At 61.7% G+C, this 19,216-nt stretch carries 23 protein-coding genes; 18 read left to right on the top strand and 5 right to left on the bottom strand.

Annotated features, from left to right (window positions below):
* Positions 1–31 precede the first annotated feature (31 nt).
* From BJN45_RS16695 to BJN45_RS16685, 3 genes are read left to right on the top strand one after another with little or no spacing between them, the layout of a single operon-like run.
* Positions 32–700: an amino acid ABC transporter permease gene (locus BJN45_RS16695; protein WP_076097313.1), complete on the top strand. Its 669-nt coding sequence runs from the start codon at positions 32–34 to the stop codon at positions 698–700.
* Entirely contained in the window at positions 697–1,353 is a 657-nt protein-coding gene (locus BJN45_RS16690) for an amino acid ABC transporter permease (RefSeq protein WP_076097312.1), read from the top strand. The genes BJN45_RS16695 and BJN45_RS16690 overlap by 4 nt, the downstream gene beginning before the upstream one ends.
* Positions 1,334–2,062, top strand: coding sequence for an amino acid ABC transporter ATP-binding protein (locus BJN45_RS16685; protein ID WP_076097310.1), 729 nt, complete (start codon positions 1,334–1,336; stop codon positions 2,060–2,062). Before BJN45_RS16690 ends, BJN45_RS16685 begins: the two co-directional genes overlap by 20 nt.
* Positions 2,063–2,091: 29 nt before the next feature.
* Here BJN45_RS16685 and BJN45_RS16680 read toward each other — a convergent pair whose 3' ends face one another.
* The 3 genes from BJN45_RS16680 to BJN45_RS16670 form a co-directional block, all read right to left on the bottom strand.
* On the bottom strand, positions 2,092–3,369 hold the full coding sequence (locus tag BJN45_RS16680; RefSeq protein WP_076097308.1) for an Hsp70 family protein: 1,278 nt from the start codon (positions 3,367–3,369) through the stop codon (positions 2,092–2,094).
* A gap of 231 nt (positions 3,370–3,600) precedes the next feature.
* On the bottom strand, positions 3,601–3,999 hold the full coding sequence (locus tag BJN45_RS16675; RefSeq protein ID WP_076097306.1) for a GNAT family N-acetyltransferase: 399 nt from the start codon (positions 3,997–3,999) through the stop codon (positions 3,601–3,603).
* A gap of 48 nt (positions 4,000–4,047) precedes the next feature.
* Positions 4,048–5,274 carry a benzoate/H(+) symporter BenE family transporter gene (locus BJN45_RS16670; protein ID WP_076097305.1) on the bottom strand — a complete coding sequence of 409 codons (1,227 nt, stop codon included), beginning with the start codon at positions 5,272–5,274 and terminating at the stop codon, positions 4,048–4,050.
* Between the two features lie 115 nt (positions 5,275–5,389).
* On the opposite strand from BJN45_RS16670, the gene BJN45_RS16665 reads away from it, so the two are divergent.
* Positions 5,390–6,871, top strand: coding sequence for a PLP-dependent aminotransferase family protein (locus BJN45_RS16665; protein ID WP_076097303.1), 1,482 nt, complete (start codon positions 5,390–5,392; stop codon positions 6,869–6,871).
* Between the two features lie 102 nt (positions 6,872–6,973).
* Here the strand turns inward: BJN45_RS16665 and BJN45_RS17810 are convergent, their stop codons facing one another.
* On the bottom strand, positions 6,974–7,132 hold the full coding sequence (locus BJN45_RS17810) for a hypothetical protein (RefSeq protein ID WP_170873116.1): 159 nt from the start codon (positions 7,130–7,132) through the stop codon (positions 6,974–6,976).
* A gap of 47 nt (positions 7,133–7,179) precedes the next feature.
* Between BJN45_RS17810 and queF the strand changes: the two genes are divergently transcribed.
* The 3 genes from queF to BJN45_RS16650 all read left to right on the top strand — a co-directional run bounded on the left by queF (position 7,180) and on the right by BJN45_RS16650 (position 11,538).
* Complete coding sequence (gene queF / locus BJN45_RS16660; RefSeq protein WP_076097301.1) at positions 7,180–8,019, top strand: NADPH-dependent 7-cyano-7-deazaguanine reductase QueF; 840 nt, start codon at positions 7,180–7,182, stop codon at positions 8,017–8,019.
* Between the two features lie 76 nt (positions 8,020–8,095).
* Entirely contained in the window at positions 8,096–9,208 is a 1,113-nt protein-coding gene (locus tag BJN45_RS16655) for an ABC transporter substrate-binding protein (RefSeq protein ID WP_240494604.1), read from the top strand.
* A complete protein-coding gene (locus BJN45_RS16650; protein WP_076097298.1) occupies positions 9,205–11,538 on the top strand; it encodes a hybrid sensor histidine kinase/response regulator in 2,334 nt (777 codons plus the stop codon). The genes BJN45_RS16655 and BJN45_RS16650 overlap by 4 nt, the downstream gene beginning before the upstream one ends.
* Here BJN45_RS16650 and BJN45_RS16645 read toward each other — a convergent pair.
* Positions 11,516–11,932: a hypothetical protein gene (locus BJN45_RS16645; protein WP_076097296.1), complete on the bottom strand. Its 417-nt coding sequence runs from the start codon at positions 11,930–11,932 to the stop codon at positions 11,516–11,518. The two genes, BJN45_RS16650 and BJN45_RS16645, sit on opposite strands and share 23 nt — an antisense overlap.
* A gap of 203 nt (positions 11,933–12,135) precedes the next feature.
* Between BJN45_RS16645 and BJN45_RS16640 the strand changes: the two genes are divergently transcribed.
* From BJN45_RS16640 to BJN45_RS16595, 11 genes are all read left to right on the top strand, one after another.
* Entirely contained in the window at positions 12,136–12,978 is an 843-nt protein-coding gene (locus BJN45_RS16640; RefSeq protein ID WP_076097294.1) for an urease accessory protein UreD, read from the top strand.
* A gap of 10 nt (positions 12,979–12,988) precedes the next feature.
* Positions 12,989–13,291: an urease subunit gamma gene (gene ureA / locus BJN45_RS17910; protein WP_076097292.1), complete on the top strand. Its 303-nt coding sequence runs from the start codon at positions 12,989–12,991 to the stop codon at positions 13,289–13,291.
* Positions 13,292–13,300: 9 nt separating this feature from the next.
* Entirely contained in the window at positions 13,301–13,606 is a 306-nt protein-coding gene (locus BJN45_RS17905; protein ID WP_076097290.1) for an urease subunit beta, read from the top strand.
* A complete protein-coding gene (gene ureC / locus BJN45_RS16625) occupies positions 13,606–15,324 on the top strand; it encodes an urease subunit alpha (protein WP_076097288.1) in 1,719 nt (572 codons plus the stop codon). Before BJN45_RS17905 ends, ureC begins: the two co-directional genes overlap by 1 nt.
* A 5-nt stretch (positions 15,325–15,329) precedes the next feature.
* Complete coding sequence (locus BJN45_RS16620) at positions 15,330–16,055, top strand: LEM-3-like GIY-YIG domain-containing protein (protein WP_076097287.1); 726 nt, start codon at positions 15,330–15,332, stop codon at positions 16,053–16,055.
* 2 nt (positions 16,056–16,057) lie between these two features.
* On the top strand, positions 16,058–16,588 hold the full coding sequence (gene ureE / locus BJN45_RS16615) for an urease accessory protein UreE (protein WP_076097285.1): 531 nt from the start codon (positions 16,058–16,060) through the stop codon (positions 16,586–16,588).
* A 10-nt stretch (positions 16,589–16,598) separates the two neighbouring features.
* Positions 16,599–16,883 carry a hypothetical protein gene (locus BJN45_RS17700; protein ID WP_139326374.1) on the top strand — a complete coding sequence of 95 codons (285 nt, stop codon included), beginning with the start codon at positions 16,599–16,601 and terminating at the stop codon, positions 16,881–16,883.
* Between the two features lies 1 nt (position 16,884).
* The gene (locus tag BJN45_RS16610; RefSeq protein ID WP_076097283.1) at positions 16,885–17,571 is read left to right on the top strand and encodes an urease accessory protein UreF; all 687 of its coding nucleotides are present in this window, start codon (positions 16,885–16,887) and stop codon (positions 17,569–17,571) included.
* 7 nt (positions 17,572–17,578) lie between these two features.
* Complete coding sequence (gene ureG / locus BJN45_RS16605; protein WP_076097281.1) at positions 17,579–18,184, top strand: urease accessory protein UreG; 606 nt, start codon at positions 17,579–17,581, stop codon at positions 18,182–18,184.
* A gap of 188 nt (positions 18,185–18,372) precedes the next feature.
* Positions 18,373–18,675 carry a hypothetical protein gene (locus BJN45_RS16600; protein ID WP_083651384.1) on the top strand — a complete coding sequence of 101 codons (303 nt, stop codon included), beginning with the start codon at positions 18,373–18,375 and terminating at the stop codon, positions 18,673–18,675.
* 79 nt (positions 18,676–18,754) lie between these two features.
* A complete protein-coding gene (locus BJN45_RS16595; RefSeq protein ID WP_076097280.1) occupies positions 18,755–19,216 on the top strand; it encodes a c-type cytochrome in 462 nt (153 codons plus the stop codon).

The raw sequence follows: 19,216 nt of genomic DNA, 5'->3' as shown, positions 1-19,216 counted from the left end.
CCGCCCGGCGGGCGGTGCCGGAGGATAGCCGATGGCTTACGTATTCGATTTCTCATCCGTCCTTGAGTACCGCGAAGTGCTCATCGACGGTACGCTGAAGACGCTGACGCTGACCGCGATCGGCACCGTCTTCGGGCTCGCCCTCGGGATTCTCGGCGCCGTTTCGCGGGCCTGGAAACTGGCGCCCTTCGACCGGATTTTCACGGTCTACGTCGAATTGATCCGGAATACGCCCTTCCTGGTCCAGCTGTTCTTCATCTTCTTCGGCCTGCCGTCGCTCGGCGTCCAGATCAACGAATGGCAGGCGGCGATCCTGGCGATGGTCATCAACCTCGGCGCCTACTCGACCGAGATCATCCGCGCCGGCATCGAAGCCACGCCCAAGGGCCAGATCGAGGCAGCGCAATCGCTGGCCATGAACCGGGCGCAGATCTTCCGCCACGTCGTGCTGCCACCGGCGCTGCTCAAGGTCTGGCCGTCAATCTGCAGCCAGGTGGTGATCGTCATGCTCGGCTCTTCGGTGTGCTCGCAAATCGCCGCCGAGGAACTGACCTTCGCCGCCAACTTCATCCAGTCGCGCAATTTCCGCGCCTTCGAAACCTATTTCGTCGTCACCGCCATGTACTTCGTGCTCGCCATCGCCATCCGCCAGGTGATGATCCAGGCCGGCCAGCGACTGATCGCCCGGAGGGTCAAATGAACGACATTTCCAGCTGGGACATTGTCCGCAACCTGCTCGACGGCGCGCTGTGGACCGTCGGCCTGTCGCTGACCGCCTTCATCCTCGGTGGCATCGCCGGGCTGATCCTGCTCTTCGCCCGGATCGCCAAGAACCCCATCCCGCGCCGGCTGGCCCAGGCCTACATCGAGGTTTTCCAGGGCACGCCGCTGCTGATGCAGTTGTTCATCATCTTCTTCGGCGGCAGCCTGATCGGCCTGGAAATCTCGCCGTGGATCGCCGCCGCCATCGGCCTGACGCTGTTCACCAGCGCCTACCTCGGCGAAATCTGGCGCGGCTGCGTCGAATCGGTCCCCAAGGGCCAGTGGGAAGCCTCGGCCAGCCTGGCGCTGACCCACGTCGAGCAGATGCGCTACGTCATCCTACCGCAGGCGCTGCGCATCGCCATCGCACCGACCGTCGGCTTCTCGGTGCAGGTGGTCAAGGGCACGGCCGTCACCTCGATCATCGGCTTTGTCGAACTGACCAAGACCGGCTCGATGCTCGCCAACGCCACCTACCAACCCTTCCTCGTCTTCGGCCTGGTGGCGCTCGGCTATTTCGCCCTGTGCTACCCGCTCTCCGCCTATTCCCGCATCCTCGAAAGGAAAATCCATGGCTCTCGTGCGCATTGACGCCCTGCACAAGCATTTCGGCTCCAACCACGTGCTCAAGGGCATTGACCTCGACATCGAGGAAGGCCAGGTGATCGCCCTGATCGGCCGCAGCGGCTCGGGCAAGAGCACGCTGCTGCGCACCATCAACGGCCTGGAAAGCTTCGACGACGGTTGCATCGAAGTCGACGGCGAACGCATCCACCCGCACGAAACCGACCTGCGCGCGCTGCGCCAGAAAGTCGGCATGGTCTTCCAGCAGTTCAACCTGTTCCCGCACCTGACCGCCGGCCAGAACGTCATGCTCGCCACCCGCATCGTCAAGAAGATGCCGGAAGCCCAATCCCGCGAACTGGCGCTGGCCATGCTCGACAAGGTCGGCCTGGCCGAGAAGTTCGACGCCTACCCGGACCAGTTGTCCGGCGGCCAGCAACAACGCGTCGCCATCGCCCGCGCACTGGCCATGCAGCCGCGCGTGCTGCTGTGCGACGAAATCACCTCGGCGCTCGACCCGGAACTGGTCAACGAAGTGCTGGCGGTGGTCAAGAAACTGGCGGCCGAAGGCATCACGCTGATCATGGTGACGCACGAAATGCGCTTCGCCCGCGAAGTCGGCGACAAGCTGGTATTCATGTACCAGGGCCGCATCCACGAATCCGGCGACCCGCAAGCCCTGTTCGCCAACCCGCAGACGCCGGAACTGGCGAGTTTCATTGGCTCGATCAACTGAGCGAACCGGGGATCGCCACTAGAAACAGGTCAGTGATGCTGCGTGCCGTATCGACGCGCCGCATCGACGGCCAGGCCTGACCCGATACTGCCGAAGAGATCGCCTTCCACGACGCTCGCCTGCGGCAGCATCGCTGCGATACGCCGGCGCAGCAGCGGAATGCCGCTGGAACCGCCGGTGAAGAAGATCGTATCGATGCCTGCTGCCGGCAAGCCTGCATCGGCAAGCAAGCGGGTCACGGTGGTTTCCACCTTGTCCACCAGCATTTCCGTCGCCAGATCAAACTCGATGCGCGTCAGGATTTTCCGTTCGCCGGGGGCAAAGCGCTCAAGGGGCAGGACCGCCGTCTCGCCCTCGGACAGCGCGATCTTGGCCTGCTCGACTTCGTTGGCCAGCCAGTGCCCGGCACGTTCCTTGATGAGCGCCAAAAGCCGCTTGATCGATTCCGGCTCCATAGCGTCGAGCAGCAATCGCTGCTGCTCGGCCCAGACCTGACGCGCATAAACAAAGTTGATCGTGTGCCAGGTCGCCAGATTGAAATAGATGCTGGCGGGCATTTTCCGCCCGTTCGTCAGTTGACCGCGATAACCCAGCAAGGGCATGACGGCGGCGAGACTCAGCTCCTTGTCGAAATCGGTACCGCCGATATGCACCCCGGCATTGGCCAGCACATCGCTCCCCCGCTCCGCCTGCCGGGCACGTTCTGGTGAAAGGCGGACAATCGAGAAATCTGAGGTACCACCACCGATATCGGCAACCAGGACCACCGCTTCGCGGGCCAGGGTCGTTTCGTAGTGGAAGGCAGCCGCAATCGGTTCATATTGAAAACTGATTTCCTTGAAGCCGACCGAACGAGCCACATCCGCCAAAGTACTCTCAGCCACTTTGTCCGCCGCCGAGTCATCATCGACAAAAAACACCGGCCGCCCGAAAACGGCCTGCTCGAACCCATACCGACCTTCCGCTTCGGCGCGGGTTTTCAAGGTACCGATGAACTGCGTCAACAGGTCGCGGAAAGCCACGACTTCCCCCTGCACCTCGGTACGACCATCGATCAGCGAGCTGCCCAGCAGGCTTTTGAGCGAACGCATCAGCCTGCCCTCGTAGCCGTCGAGATACTCGCGAAGGCCGGCGCGACCAAAACTGACCGAAGACTCCTCGGCATTGAAAAAGACCACCGAAGGCAGGGTTGGCTTGCCCTCCTCCAGCGGCAACAATGTGGCTTGCCCCGAGCGCAGCCAGCCTACGGTCGAATTGGAGGTACCGAAATCAATGCCACAAGCGCGGGCGTAAAAAGGGACGGACATCAGCGGGCTTTCCTGGAGGGGCGGCGATGCTACGTCCTTCAAGCCGGGCTGTCCAGTTTGATCTCTGTCAAACGAGTGTTGGAATCCGCTGGCTGGTAAGGGTCAATCGGGCTAGGTAGTGCGGTATTGCTGCCATCGATGATTTCGGGGTTGAGCGAATGGCTGCTTGCCGGCTTCAGTTACTCAAAGAACAGTGTGGGGGTGGGCAACCCCTTGCGTAGCGGATAGCCATCAGCACTTCCGTCGAATGAAAAATGCATTGTCTGCCAGCGTAAAACCGAGCTTCGGGTAGCAGGCCATCGCACCTGGTGAGGCCAGAATGACAAGGGAGATTCTCTCTCCAAGAATCGACCGGGTGCGGCGGATCAACTCCCGGGCGATGCCGCGTTTCTGATAGGCGACGTCGACTGCAAGATCGGAGAGGTAGCAGCAATAGCTGAAATCCGTCAGCCCCCGACTGACTCCGATCAGGCGGGTTCCGTCCCAGGCTGAAATGACAACATTCGCGTTTGCAAACATTTGCGCGATGCGCGAAATATCTTTTATCGGTCTGACTATTCCAGAAGCTTCGAAGACGCGAATCACTTCGACAGGGTCAAGCGGCTGGTTGTCGCAGTATTCAATTGCCATTGTACTTTTCTTGTCCTTATCCGAAACATGGGGACTGCTTGTCCATGCCTATCGTCCATCCCCGACAACGGATCGGCTCAAGCGCGGGAACCGCCGCAACAGGCTAAAGTCGCCATGAATCAGCCCGTGTGCTATCAGGCCTGCCGCCAGTCCCCAGAACGCGCCCCCCAGCCCGAACAGCGTGATATTGGCCGCCGTTGCGAGGAAGGTGATCAGTGCCGTTTCGCGTCCGCGCAAATCGACCAGTGCTGTAGCAAGGCTGCCACCAATCGCCCCGAGCAGGGCAAGGCCGGCCAGCGTCGTGATGAAGGTCGGCGGCAGTACCACGAACAAGGCTGCCAGCGTCGTGCCGAAGACGCCAACCAGGATGTAGAACACACCGCAGGCAAGACCGGCGATATACCGTTTGCCGGCTTCTTCATGCGATTCTCTGCCGGTGCAGATCGCCGCCGTGATTGCCGCAACGTTGAAGGCATGTGAGCCAAACGGTGCCATCAATAGCGAGCCGAGTCCCGTCACGGTGAGGATTGGATTGGCACTCGTCTTGAAACCATCGTTGCGCAGAACCAGCATGCCCGGCATGTATTGTCCGGTCAACGTGATGACGAACAGGGGGAGCGCAACGCTGAGCAACGCGCTCATCGAGAAGACTGGGTACGTGAATACGGGCATGGCCGGTTCCAGAGTCACGCTTCCGAAACTGACCTGTCCCATCCCGAGCAGGAGCGCGATGCCGGCGATCAGTACACCGACGATGGCATAGCGTGCCGTAAACCGGCGTAACAAAGCATAGGTGAGAATCAACGCGCCGACGAGCAATGGGTCCATGCCTGCACCGTCAAAAGCGCCAATACCGAAGCGCAGCAGAATACCGGCGAGAAGCCCAGCGGCGATACCGGGTGGAATCATTTTCACGACCCGCTCGAAATAGCCCGACGCTCCCAGCACGATGAAGCCGATGGCGGACAACATGTAAGCGCCGATCATTTCCGCGTAAGGCGTATTTGGCAGCACGGCAATGAGGAAGGCAGCGCCGGGCGTCGACCAAGCGGTGATGATCGGCTCGCGATAGCGGAAGCTCAGCCAGGCGCCCGTCAATCCGACGCCGATCGAGACCGACCATATCCACGAGGCGGTCTGCTCAGGGGTGAGCCCCGCCACCTTCGCTCCCTGAAAAACCAATATGAAGGTGCCGCCGTAATTGACGATAACGGAGATGAGCGCCGCGATGATCGGGTGCGTCAGATCTGCAGGCCGGATGGAAGGGGTATTCATACGCTGGGCCTTTGAGTGTGATTGGGTTGCATGAGGCACAGAATGCCCACAAAATGGCCTTGTTAAAATATCCACTTATGTAAATATTTAAGGCCACTTTGAACAGAAATCCTGCATGAAGACACGTGCTACCGCTTATCCGATCTGGAACCGCTTTCAGCGGTCGCCCGATGATCCACTGTCTTTGCGCGAGCAACTCGTGCGCTTCTTTCGCAAAGGAGTGGCCGACGGTACCTTGCAACCCGGTATTCGGCTACCGGCCTCGCGCGTGCTGGCGCAGGAACTCGGTTTATCGCGGATTACCGTCTCGGGGGCTTACGAGCAACTTGTCGCAGAGGGCTTTCTGGAGGCGCGTCAGGGAGCCGGCACCTACGTCGCGGCACGGATTGCCGACCCCAAGCCGCTTTCATCTGCATCTTCGCCTCAGCAGCGGCAACGCGAGCCGATCTCGGTACGGGCGCGCCGTCTGAGCGGATTGGATTCAATGTCAATGGCGCGTGCAGCCTGGCCGCTCACGCCCGGCCTGCCGGCGCTGGATGCGTTCCCCTATGCGCTCTGGGGTCGACTCGAAGGCCGTTTCTGGCGTCGCCGACCGATTCCCGATCTCTCTTACGGCGACCCTCAGGGCTTTCTTCCATTACGCGAGGCTTTGGCAGAGTATCTGGGCGCCGCGCGCGGCGTTGTCTGCAATGCGCACCAGATCATCATCGCGCCCGGGGCGCAAGCGGCTGTTTCGATCGCAACGCTGGCGCTGACTGATATTGGCGATCGTGTCTGGGTCGAAAATCCCGGATACGATGCCGCTTACCGTAGCCTGGTTCTTGCCGGAGTCGCTGCGGTGGGTATCCGTGTCGATGCCGAGGGCCTGGATGTTGACGATGGACGCAATCGCGCTCCCGACGCGCGACTCGCAATGGTGTCTCCATCGCATCAATACCCGATGGGTGTCACCATGAGCCTGGCACGGCGTCTCGCGTTGCTGCAATGGGCCAATGATGCCAGGGCATTCATCCTCGAAGACGACTACGACAGCGAATTTCGCTATGAATGTGCGCCGACACCTGCGCTCAAGGCGCTCGATGGCGGCAACGAGCGCGTGATCTACATCGGCACGCTCAGCAAACTGCTCGCCCCCGGTCTGAGGCTGGGCTTCCTGGTCGCCCCCGATGATTTGATCGACGCGCTATGCGCAGTGCGCAATGGTACTGATCACCGTGTTCCGATGCCGCTCCAGGCCACGGCGGCCGACTTCATCGGTAATGGTCACCTGGGCACACACATCCGGCGGTCGAAAATGCTTTACACCGAACGGCGCGCTGCGTTGCTGTCCGCGATCAATTCGGAAGGCGGCGGATGGCTGACCGTGCCGACAGCTTCGACCGGGCTGCATCTGGTCGCCGAATTACCCGATTGTTGCAACGATCAGACGCTCGTAGCAGCAGCGCGGACCCGACAGATTGGCGTAATGCCCCTGTCTGCATATTTTGTCGATGCATCCAGAACGGAACGACAGGGGCTGCTGATGGGATTTGGGAACACCCGCGCTGAACATATGAAGGGGGCGATTCGGACATTAAGCCGTTTGTTCATCACTTGAAGGCGTGCGACAGCATATAGTCAGCACGATGCTGCCTGTTCCTGCGTCACGGATACTCCATTCGCAAAGCTGTAGACGGTGGCGCAATGTGCCCTCCAACCGTCAGGGAACATGTGGATAGTCATCTTGAAGCTGCCGATACGAGACCGGGGTGGTGCGCTGAAAAAACTGGCGCGCTTCGTCATTTGTCAGGTCGACTTCCGCCGTTGTTCTGGCAGCAGGGTCGGTGGATGTGAAATCCTTGATGACGATGCTCTCCATGTCCGTCAGGCATCCAGACGCCCCCGCTTCCGCTAAAATCCGCCCCCATGACCCACACCATCGACCCCAGCATCCTTTCCCCGCTCGGCAAACCCACCGAATACCGCAGCGACTACGCGCCGGAACTGCTCTATCCGATTCCGCGCCAGTTGAAGCGTGACGAGCTGGGGATTGCGCCTGGCGCCTTGCCTTTTGTTGGCGAGGATATCTGGAATGCCTATGAAGTTTCGTGGCTGAACCCGAAGGGCAAGCCGGTGGTTGCCGTTGCGACGTTCCGCGTGCCTGCCGACAGCCCGAACCTGGTCGAGTCGAAATCGTTCAAGCTCTATCTGAACTCCTTCAACCAGACCGTGTTCAGCGATCTCTCTGTGGTCGAAAGCGTCCTGCTGCGCGATCTGTCGGCTGCGGCCGGGGCACCGGTTGGCGTGAAAATCGAGGATTTGCGCGGTCGACCGCAAGTTTTGGTCAATTATCCGCAAGGCGTCGCGCTCGACGATCTCGATATCGAATGCACGACCTACCAGCCGACGCCCGAGCTGCTTTTTGCGGTCGACGGTGAAAAAACCGAAGAAACGCTGTATTCGCACCTGCTCAAGTCCAACTGCCTGGTCACCGGCCAGCCGGACTGGGCGATGGTCGTCATCCGCTACCGCGGGCGGCCGATCGACCATGCCGGGTTGCTGCGCTATCTCGTTTCCTTCCGCAACCACAACGAGTTTCACGAACAGTGCGTCGAGCGCATCTTCTGCGACATCACCGCCCGCTGCGCGCCCGAGGCACTTTCGGTGTACGCCCGCTACACCCGGCGCGGCGGACTGGATATCAACCCCTGCCGCAGCAGCGGCGATTTCCCGCCCGCGGACAACAGCCGCGAAATCCGTCAGTAAACACCCTGCACCAGCATGGTGCCGTCAACGCTGGAAAGAGGTAGACTGAATACACGTTTCCAGGGGGGAGATACGAGTGAAAGCGCGACTACGCACAGCAGTGGGCACAGCCGGCCTGCTTTTGCTTCTGGCCGGCTGCGGCGGCGAGGAGCCCATTCGCATCGGTCTGCTGGCCGGCCTGTCCGACCGGGGATCGGATTTTGGCGAGAGCGTGCGCAACGGCGTCATCCTCGCCATTGAAAAACAGAACCAGGCTGGCGGCATCAATGGCCGGATGATCGAACTGATTGTCCGTGACGACGGCCAGGAGCGCGAACAGGCCATCCGTGCTGCCGAGGAACTGATCGCGCTGCGACCGGACATCATCATCGGGCCGGTTACCAGCTCGATGGCCAGCGTGGTCATTCCGTTGATGAACCGGGCCAACCAGATCATCATCAGCCCGACCGTGGCCTCGACCGACTTTCACGGCAAGGACGACAACTTCTTCCGCGTCAACCGGACCACCCGGGAAGCCGCCCTGCACCACGCCGGCGTGCTCTACGAGCGTGGCGCGCGCCGGGTCGGCGTTGCCTTCGACGCCTCCAACCTGCCCTATTCCGATACCTGGGTGCAGGCGTTCCGCGCCGAGTTCGAACATCTGGGCGGCACGCTGACGCAGACTGCGAGTTTCGAATCGTCGGCGACCCCCAGTTTCGCCAGGGTCATCGACCAACTGCTGCCGTCGCGGCCGGATACGCTGCTGTTTGTCGCCAGTTCGCTCGACACCGCCCGCCTCAGCCAGCAGGCACGCCGGATGGCGCCGTCGCTGTTGCTGACGTCGACCGAGTGGGCGGCCTCCGGCGAATTGCTGACCGAAATGGGTGGCGAAGCCGTCGATGGCCTGCTGATTGCCCACGCCTACAATCGCGATGATCCGCAGGCCCAGTACCAGGCTTTCCGTGACGGTTTCAAGCAGCGCTTCCAACGTGAATTCGGCTCCTTTTCGCTGCTGGCCTTCGATACCGCCAATGTCGTCATTGCGGCAATGCAAAAACGCCAGCCCGGCGAGGACATGAAAACCGCACTGCTCAAGTACAGTCCTTACCAGGGGGTGCAGCAGGAAATCGCCTTCGACGCCAATGGCGACACAACGCGGCAGGTGTATTTCACCGAAATCCGCGGCGGCAAATTCGTTCAGGTCAGATGAGCGCAAAACGACGGCGCGAATGGCGCCTGCACCGCTACCTCGGCATCCTGCTGGCAATGACCTCGGTGCTGACCTTTGCCATCGTCGGCTCGGTCTTCCTGCTCAACCGGATTCCGCAACTGGAACAGGAAATCCGCAGCACCGCCGAGGGCGATGCACGTGAACTGGCGCTGCGCATCGAACTGCAACTGGGCGCCCTGCAGGACCAGCTGGCCCTGCTCGGTGAAGCGGTGGACAGCGGCAGTTCGCCGCAGCGCCTGATCGAGCGGGCGGTCGGCAACGGCCGCACCTTCCGCGCCCTCTACGTGCTGTCGGCGCAGGGTCGTGTCACGGCCGCCGGCCTGGCGCCGGAATACCGCCACCTGCAGGCGGAAGTGCTCGACAGCGATCTGTCGTCGGCGCCGCTGTTCCTCGATGTTCAACAAAAACAGACGCCGGTGTGGAGCGACAAATACCTGTCGTCACTGACCGGCATCGTCACCGTCGGCCTGGGGGTACCGCTGGGCAACAAGCAGATGCTGCTGGCCGAACTACCGCTATCCTTCCTGATCGACATCGGCCGCCACAGTACGGGCGACCACCAGCGCGCCATCTGGATCATCGACCAGCGCGGCGAACTGCTGGCCGATACCGAATCGGATACCCGGATGGGCGGCCTGAACCTCTACTCGTCACCGCTGCTGGCCGCCGTCCTCGCCAGCCAGGCGCTACCCAAGCAGTTCGCCGTCGATGGCCGCAACTACTACGTCGGCGGCGCCCGCTCGGAACAGCTCGGCTGGTCGTTCATCGCCCGCCTGCCGGCCGGACTCGACCACCCGGAAATCCGGATGACCGTGTTCATCGTCTGCGGTGGTTTCCTGGCCTCGCTGCTGATCGGTTCCCTGCTGGCGATGTATGGTGCCTCACGACTGCTGCGTCCGCTGCAGGGCATCATTGGTCGGGCCGACCTGATCGCCCAGGGCAAAACCGTCGCCGACTGGCCGACCGGCCGGATCGCCGAATTCAACCGGCTGTCCAGCGATATCGGGCGGATGGCCAATGCCATCCTCGAACGCGAGCACACCTTGCGCGAACTGAACGCCAGCCTGGAAGAACGCGTTGCCGAACGCACCACGGCGCTGTCGCAAGCCAAGGAAGCCGCCGAAGCGGCGAGCCGGGCGAAGAGCACTTTCCTGGCCAACATGAGCCACGAGATCCGCACCCCGCTCAATGCCATCAGCGGCATGGCCCACCTGATCCGCCGCGGCGGCCTGCCGCCGGAGCAAGGCGCGCGCCTGGACAAGCTGGAAGCCGCCGGCGAACACCTGCTGGAAGTCATCAACATGGTGCTCGACCTGTCCAAGATCGAGGCCGACAAGCTGGTGCTGGAGGAAGTGCCTTTCCGCCCCGGCAGCCTGTTCGAGAACGTCTGCTCGATGATCCAGGAAAAGGCACAGGCCAAGCACCTGGTGCTGCATGCCGATTTCAGCGCCTTGCCGGATGAACTGGTCGGCGATCCAACGCGGCTGCAGCAGGCGCTGCTCAACTACGCCAGCAATGCAATCAAGTTCACCGAGCAGGGCGAGATCCGGCTGCACGGCAGCCTGATCGAAGAAACGGCAAGCAGCGTCAGGCTGCGGCTGGAAGTCAGCGATACCGGCATCGGCATCGAGCCGGAAGCGCAATCCCGGCTGTTCAAGGCGTTCGAGCAGGCCGACACCTCGACCACCCGCAAATACGGCGGCACCGGACTCGGTCTGGCGATCACCGCCAAGATCGCCGAGGCCATGGACGGCGAGGTCGGCGTCATCAGCACGCCAGGCCAGGGCAGCACTTTCTGGCTGACGGTCCGTTTGCAGAAAAAACAGGCTGGCGTCGATCCCCAACCGGCCGAGCGGCCTGACAACGAAGCCTTGCTGCGCCAGCGCTACGCCGGCCGACGCGTGCTGCTGGTCGAAGACGAACCGATCAACCGGGAAATCGCGCTGATGTTGCTGGCCGATGTCGAACTGCACGCAGACTCTGCCGAAGATGGCGTGCAAGCCGTCGAACTGGCCGGTACGCACCGCTACGACATGATCCTGATGGACATGCAGATGCCGCGCATGGATGGACTGGAGGCGACACGGCAGATACGCAGCCTGCCCGACTGCGGCGACCTGCCGATTGCCGCAATGACCGCCAATGCCTTCGCCGAAGACCGGCTGCGCTGTTTCGAAGCGGGCATGAACGAGTTCATCACCAAGCCGATCAATCCCGAAATGTTCTACGCGCTGCTGCTCGGTTGCCTGTCAGGGCAAGGAGAACAAGGCACCGGAACGCCGGCCTTCAGCGACTCCAGAAACCCATGACATCGCTCAGGCGCAGCAACTGCGGCTGGGTATCCAGCCAGTCGCGCGCCTCGACCACGGTCGGCCGGATTTCGACATCGTAGGATTTCATTTTCGGGGCCATCAGGATCCGCTCGACGCGCTCGCTCAGGGCTGCGTCGGTCGTGACGAAAACCACCCGGCAATTGGGACAGGAAGCGCAGGCGCCGAAATGGAGGATGGACAACTCCGTCAGCACCGCGTCGGAAATTTCATCGGTCGCGACCGCCGACAAATCGTGGATGACATAGCGGGCGTCGTCATAGCGGGCATCGCTCTGGATGCGGGCAACCGTATCAAGAAACTCCGTGCCGGAGATCCTGCCGGAAAACTTGGACAACACGCCTTCGGGTTCCCAGACCAGCTCGCAAGCCATGATTGTTACGCCCTCAAATCGCTATTGGAACAGCGCAGGGGAAGTTTTGTTCCCCGGAAATTTGCTGCAGGCATATTACGCCACAACGCCAGTGGAATACACCTAGGGCATGCCCCTATGCACTATAGCTAAAAAACTGTCCGCCGCCCGGCTGCGTATTGTTGCGTATTCCCGGCTTCGTCCGCCTGCCCCATAATCGCGCCATGAATTCCCGCCTTCCCCTGAATCCGCCGACCTGGCAGGCCAGCCTGCGACTGCGTTTTGCTACCGCCGGCGAACGTACGGTATTGCGCGAGAACCAGCATTTCGGCCCGTTGCGCGTGCAGAAGGCGCTGTATCCGGAAGGCGATGCGGTGTGCCAGACCATCCTGCTGCATCCGCCCTCGGGCATCGCCGGTGGCGACCAGTTGCGCATCGCTGCTGCGGTCGACACCGGTGCCCGCGCACAAATCACCACGCCCGGGGCCGGCAAGTGGTATCGCTCGGCCGGCGCGGAAGCCTCGCAGCACATCGATTTCACGGTTGCAGCCGGCGCCGTGCTCGAATGGCTGCCGCAAGAAAGCATCGTCTTCAACGGTGCGCGCGCGCGCATGGAAACCCGGGTATCGCTCGCGGCCGACAGCGTTTTCATTGGCTGGGACATTCTCTGCCTGGGCCGCACCGCCGCCGGCGAGCGTTTCGAGCACGGGCGTTTTGACCTGTTTTACCGGGTTGACCGTGAACAACGGCCGCTCTGGATCGAACGCGGCGGCTTTGCCGGCAACGACGCCATGCTGCACAGTCCGGCCGGCTGGGCCGGCAAAACCGTGTGCGGCACCTTGCTTGCCGCCTTCGCCCACACGCCGGAACTGCTCGCCAGCTGCCGCGCCATTACCCCGGTCGACGGTGCAACGCATGCGCTGACCGCCCTGCCCGGCTTGCTCGTCGCCCGCTACCTCGGCGACAACAGCGAAGCCGCACGCTTGTGGTTCGCCGAACTATGGAAAATCCTGCGCCCGGCCTGCTGCGGTCGACCGGCCGTTTTGCCCAGAATCTGGAATACCTGAAGGAGTCGTCATGGAACTGACACCAAGAGAGAAGGACAAGTTGCTGATCTTCACCGCCGGCCTGCTCGCCGAGCGGCGCCAGGCGAAGGGCCTGAAGCTGAATTACCCGGAAGCCGTGGCGCTGATCACCTGCGCGATCATGGAAGGCGCCCGCGAAGGCAAAACCGTCGCCGAGCTGATGCACGCCGGCACCCAGGTGCTGACCCGCGCCGATGTCATGGACGGCATCGCCGAGATGATCCCGGATATCCAGGTCGAGGCCACTTTCCCGGACGGCACCAAGCTGGTCACCGTGCATAACCCGATTGTTTGAGGAGCTGACATGATCCCCGGAGAACTCCTCGCCGAACCCGGCGAACTCGAATTGAACAGCGGCCGGCCGACAATCACCCTCGTGGTGGCCAACACCGGCGACCGCCCGATCCAGGTCGGCTCGCATTACCACTTCTTTGAAACCAACGCTGGCCTGAGCTTCGACCGCGATGCCGCCCGTGGCTTCCGCCTCGACATCGCCGCCGGCACCGCCGTGCGCTTCGAGCCGGGCCAGACGCGCACCGTGCAACTGGTCGCACTGGCCGGCGAACGCAAGGTTTACGGTTTCCGCGGTCTCGTTCAAGGAGCACTGTGATGGCCAATAAAATCACCCGTCAGGCTTATGCCGAAATGTTCGGCCCCACGACCGGCGACCGCCTGCGCCTGGCCGATACCGAACTGATCATCGAGGTCGAGAAGGACTACACGATCTACGGCGAGGAAGTGAAATTCGGCGGCGGCAAGGTCATCCGCGACGGCATGGGGCAAAGCCAGCGCGTCTCCGCCGAAACTGCCGATACGGTCATTACCAACGCGCTGATCGTCGACGCCGTCACCGGCATCGTCAAGGCCGACATCGGCCTGAAGGACGGCCGCATCGCCGCCATCGGCAAGGCCGGCAACCCGGACATCCAGCCCGGCCTCAGTGGCAAAAACAGCATCATCGTCGGCCCCGGCACCGAGGTCATCGCCGGCGAAGGCATGATCGTCACGGCCGGCGGCATCGACAGCCACATCCATTTCATCTGCCCGCAGCAGATCGAAGAAGCGCTGATGTCCGGCGTCACCACCATGCTCGGCGGCGGCACCGGCCCGGCGACCGGCACCTATGCCACCACCTGCACGCCCGGCCCGTGGCACATCCACCGCATGCTCGAAGCCGCTGAAGCCTTCCCGATGAACCTCGGCTTCCTCGGCAAGGGCAACGCCAGCCTGCCGGCAGCCCTGCGCGAACAGGTCGAGGCCGGTGTGATTGGCCTCAAGCTGCACGAGGACTGGGGCACGACGCCGGCGGCCATCGACTGCTGCCTGACGGTGGCCGACGAGATGGACGTGCAGGTCGCAATCCACACCGACACATTGAACGAATCCGGCTTCGTCGAAGCCACGCTGGCCGCCTTCAAAGGCCGCACCATCCACACCTTCCACACCGAAGGCGCCGGCGGCGGCCACGCGCCGGACATCATCAAGGCCACCAGCCTGGCCAACGTGCTGCCCAGTTCAACCAACCCGACGATGCCGTACACGGTGAATACCATCGACGAGCATCTCGACATGCTGATGGTTTGCCACCACCTCGACCCGAGCATTGCCGAGGACGTCGCTTTTGCCGAAAGCCGCATCCGCCGCGAGACGATTGCCGCCGAAGACATCCTGCACGACATGGGCGTCTTCTCGATGATGAGTTCCGACTCGCAGGCCATGGGCCGAGTCGGCGAGGTCATCATCCGCACCTGGCAGGCGGCGCACAAGATGAAGCTGCAACGCGGCACGCTGCCGGAAGACAATGCCCGCCACGACAACTTCCGCATCAAGCGCTACATTGCCAAATACACCATCAACCCGGCACTGACGCACGGCATCGCCCATACCGTCGGCTCGATCGAAGTCGGCAAGCTGGCCGACCTGGTGCTGTGGAAACCGGCCTTCTTCGGCGTCAAACCGAGCCTGATTTTGAAAGGCGGCATGATCGCCGCCGCCGCGATGGGTGATCCCAACGCCTCGATCCCGACGCCGCAACCGGTGCATTACCGGCCGATGTTCGGCAGCTTCGGCAAGGCATTGAAGACTTCGGTCACCTTCGTCTCGCAGGCGGCGCTGAAAAATCCTGCGGTCCACGCGCTGAATCTGCAAAAACCGCTGATCGCCGTCTCCGGCACACGCACGGTCAAGAAATCCGACATGGTGCACAACGGTGCCACCCCGGAAATCACCGTCGATCCCGAAACCTATGTGGTCAAGGCCGACGGCGTGCATCTGGTCTGCGAACCGGCGACCGAACTGCCGCTGGCCCAACGTTACTTCCTGTTCTGACAGATATGGCATTCATCGGTTTTCCGCCTGAGGTCACCGCCGTTCTCGGCTCGTATGTCTACCTGTATATCGACCCCAGAAACAACACGCCGTTTTACATCGGCAAAGGCGTCGGCAATCGAGCATTCGACCATTTGAAAGATGTGTCGGAAACGGAAAAGGTGCAGAAAATTCGTGAACTGAGAGATGCAGGGCAGGAACCCAGGATCGATATTCTCCGCTACGGTTTGTCTGACGCCGAGGCTGCCCTAGTGGAAGCATCCGCAATTGATCTCATCGGCAAGATGCAATTAACCAACAAGGTTTCAGGCTTGCACAGCCGTTCGTTCGGTCGAATCCACTCGAAAGAAATCATCTCGATGCTCACGGCCAAACCGGTCAAAGTTGTGCACAAAGCACTGTTTATTACTATCAACAAACGCTTCCGAAGCGACATGTCCTCTCAAGAGTTGTACGAAGCCACACGCGGCGTCTGGAAAATTGGCCCAAAACGGGACGAAGTTGAATTTGCTTTTGCCGTTTATCAAGGAGTGGTACGAGAGGTTTATCAGGTTGAGAGTTGGTTTCCCGCCGGTACCTTGCCTTACTCAACAAGAGAGGTGTCGACGGTCAATATATCCGGACGCTGGGAGTTCAAAGGACGAGTAGCACCAGAGTCGATAAGGAATATGTATGTCGGCTTCTCTGTCGGACTCAGCGGTCAAAATCCAATCCGATACGCCAATATTTAATCATGCTCATCCTCAACCAACGCACCAATGCCCCCGCCACCGACTCGGTGGCGCTCGCCTACGACGAACGCAAACGCAGCCGCCTCAAGGTAACGCTGGCCTCCGGCCAAGAAGCCGGCATCTTCCTCGAACGCGGCGACCACCTGCACGGCGGCGACAAGCTGGCGGCCGAAGACGGCTCGGCCGTCGTCGAAATTCTCGCCGCACCGGAAAAACTGATCGAGGCCGTCGCCGACAGCCCGCTGCTGTTCGCCCGCGCCGCCTACCACCTCGGCAACCGGCACGTGCCGGTGCACATCCTGCCAACCGACAACGGCGGCAAGCTGCGCTTCCAGACCGACCACGTACTCGCCGACATGGTGCGCGGCCTCGGCTGCACGATCGGAGAAACCGAGGCACCGTTCCAGCCGGAATCCGGTGCCTACGGCGGTGGTCACCAGCATCATGGCGACGAACCCGCGGCCGACCTGCACAACCCGGGCCATGGGCCACACCGGTCGGTGCCAAAAATCCACGAATTCAAACCGTGCTAGAAAGAATTCAATGAGTCGGAAAAATTGGTATCGCGAAACTATAGAAGCGTTGGGAATGATGGCACCAAGAGCCCGCATCGTTAACAAGCTAAATACCGTAGCAGCACAATCAGACGACCATGAACTGCGCAAATTAGCGGAACAACTGATTAGTGAAATTATGGCAGCTGAGTCAAACACCACATCAATTGCCCCAAAAAACATGAAAAACGGTGTTCCCTCGGGGCGAAAAGCGTTGAAGTACTGTCAAGATCGAGCGTACGAAGCACCGTTAGACGCGGCAGCGAAACCGTAATATGCCTCCGGCGCTCCAACTCGCCCGCCTGCTGCAACTGGCCAGCCCGGCACTGCCGGTCGGCGCCTACACCTATTCGCAAGGCCTGGAATGGGCGGTCGAAGCTGGCGTCATCCGCGATGAAGCCAGTGCCGGACGCTGGATTGCCGATCTGCTCGCACACGGCATCGGCCGCTACGAAGCGCCGCTGGTTTTTGCGCTGATGAATGCGTGGACCGCAGCAAACAACGCTGAAATTGCCCGCCTTAACGCCGAATTCCTGGCCAGTCGCGAATCCGCCGAACTGCGTGCGGAAACGGCCCAGATGGGGTTTTCGTTGCACCGGCTGGTGCGCGATTTGCGCGATCCCGGGCTGTCGACCGTGGAAGAAACACTGGCCGGCCTCGGCGAACTCGCTTTTCCGACCGGCTGGTCGGGCATTGCCGCGGCATGGAAAATCGAGCCGTCGGCGGCGTTGACCGCATATTTATGGTCGTGGGCGGAAAACCAGGTGATGGCTGCGCTGAAGGCAGTGCCGCTCGGCCAGGCCAGCGGCCAGCGCCTGCTTGCCGAACTCGGCGGGCGCATCCCGGATATTGCGGTCGACGCGCTGAAACTGCCGGAAAGCGAATGGTCGAACTTCACGCCGGCCTTCGCCATTGCCTGCGCCCGCCACGAAACCCAATACTCCCGTCTCTTCAGATCCTAGGAAAAACATGAGCAAACAAGCCCTCAGAGTCGGCATCGGCGGCCCCGTCGGTTCCGGCAAGACCGCCCTGACCCTCGCCCTGTGCCAGGCGCTGCGCGAGCAGATCGACATGGCCGTGGTCACCAACGACATCTACACCGCCGAGGACGCCAAGTTCCTGGTCAATCACTCGGCGCTGGCACCGGAGCGGATCATCGGCGTCGAAACCGGCGGCTGCCCGCACACGGCGATCCGCGAGGACGCCTCGATCAACCTCGAAGCGGTCGACCGGCTGCAGCGTGCCTTCCCCGGCGTCGAGCTGATCCTCGTCGAATCCGGTGGCGACAACCTGGCGGCGACTTTCTCGCCGGAACTCTCCGACCTGACCATCTACGTCATCGACGTCGCCGCCGGTGAGAAGATTCCGCGCAAGGGCGGCCCCGGCATCACCAAGTCCGACCTGCTGGTGATCAACAAGATCGACCTGGCGCCGATGGTCGGTGCCTCGCTGGAAGTCATGGCGACCGACGCCAAGGCCCAGCGCGGCGAACGTCCTTTCGTCTTCACCAACCTGAAAACCGGCCACGGCCTGCCGACGGTGATCGATTTCATTCGCGAGCGCGGCATGCTCTGAGCAATACCGCAGCGCACCAAAACCGGCCATTTCCGGGCGTTGACCGCACCACACCAAGACAACAAAAACCCTTCCAAACCAATGGACGAATACCCAAGCCCCTGTTTTTAAAATCCTATATTGCATTGCAACATCAGGCATGATTTTCGCTACTTCAGTCCATCGTTTTCGACATGGAGATAGCGCCAATGGACAAGCAGATGGAAATGGCCCAGTTGCTGGCACGCTTCAAGCTGCAGGTGAAACGCAACCTGGGCGCATCGGTCGACCTGGAACGCCTGACCCGGGAACCGGCCTATGCCCGCCAGCGCCTGAACGAAATAGAGGATGCGGCCGAGGACGAGGACCTGCTGGTCCTGGTGCTGCGCCTGCGCGACCACCTGCTGCCGCTCGCCGCCGAGACTCCTGCCGTGGAAACTGCGGCGCCGACAGAAAGCGTCAGCCGACCGGCCACCACCCGCAGCTACCTGAAGGGCGCGCGCGCCTGGTAGAAAGCGCGTCGGGCATCGGGATGCGCCATGCGGGCGGGTATAATCCGGCCTTCCCCAAGGATTTCCCCGACTCGCTCAAATGCAAAAAACCAAGAAATTTCAAGCGCTTGCCCTGGCATCGCTGCTCCTGCTCGCCGCTTGCGGCGAAGTCGAGGACACCCGCCCCGGCCAGCCGGTCAAAACCCGGCAGACCGCGTTCAAGGAAATCATCAAGACCTTCGAGCCAATGGGCGTGATGCTGCGCGAGAAGCGCTACGACGCGGACAAGTTCCTCGCCCTGGCCACGCAACTGGTCGAACGGCGGGAAGCACCGTGGGCGCATTTCGGGCCGGACACCAACTATCCGCCGACCAAGGCCACCGACAAGGTGTGGCGCGAGCCGGAACAATTCGAGCGCGAACGCCAGGCCTTCTTCGTCGCCACCGATGCGCTGCTCGTCGCCGCGCAGCGCAAGGACAAGGCGCCGACCCAGGTCGAAAGCGCCTACCAGGCCGTTTATGAAACCTGCCAGAACTGCCACAAGCCTTTCAAGAGCCGCTGA

The sequence above is a fragment of the Azonexus hydrophilus genome, from assembly GCF_001956855.1.
Taxonomy (GTDB): Bacteria; Pseudomonadota; Gammaproteobacteria; order Burkholderiales; family Rhodocyclaceae; genus Azonexus; species Azonexus hydrophilus_A.
Note: the sequence above shows the minus strand (reverse complement) of the source record. Positions and strands in the feature narration are given on the sequence as shown.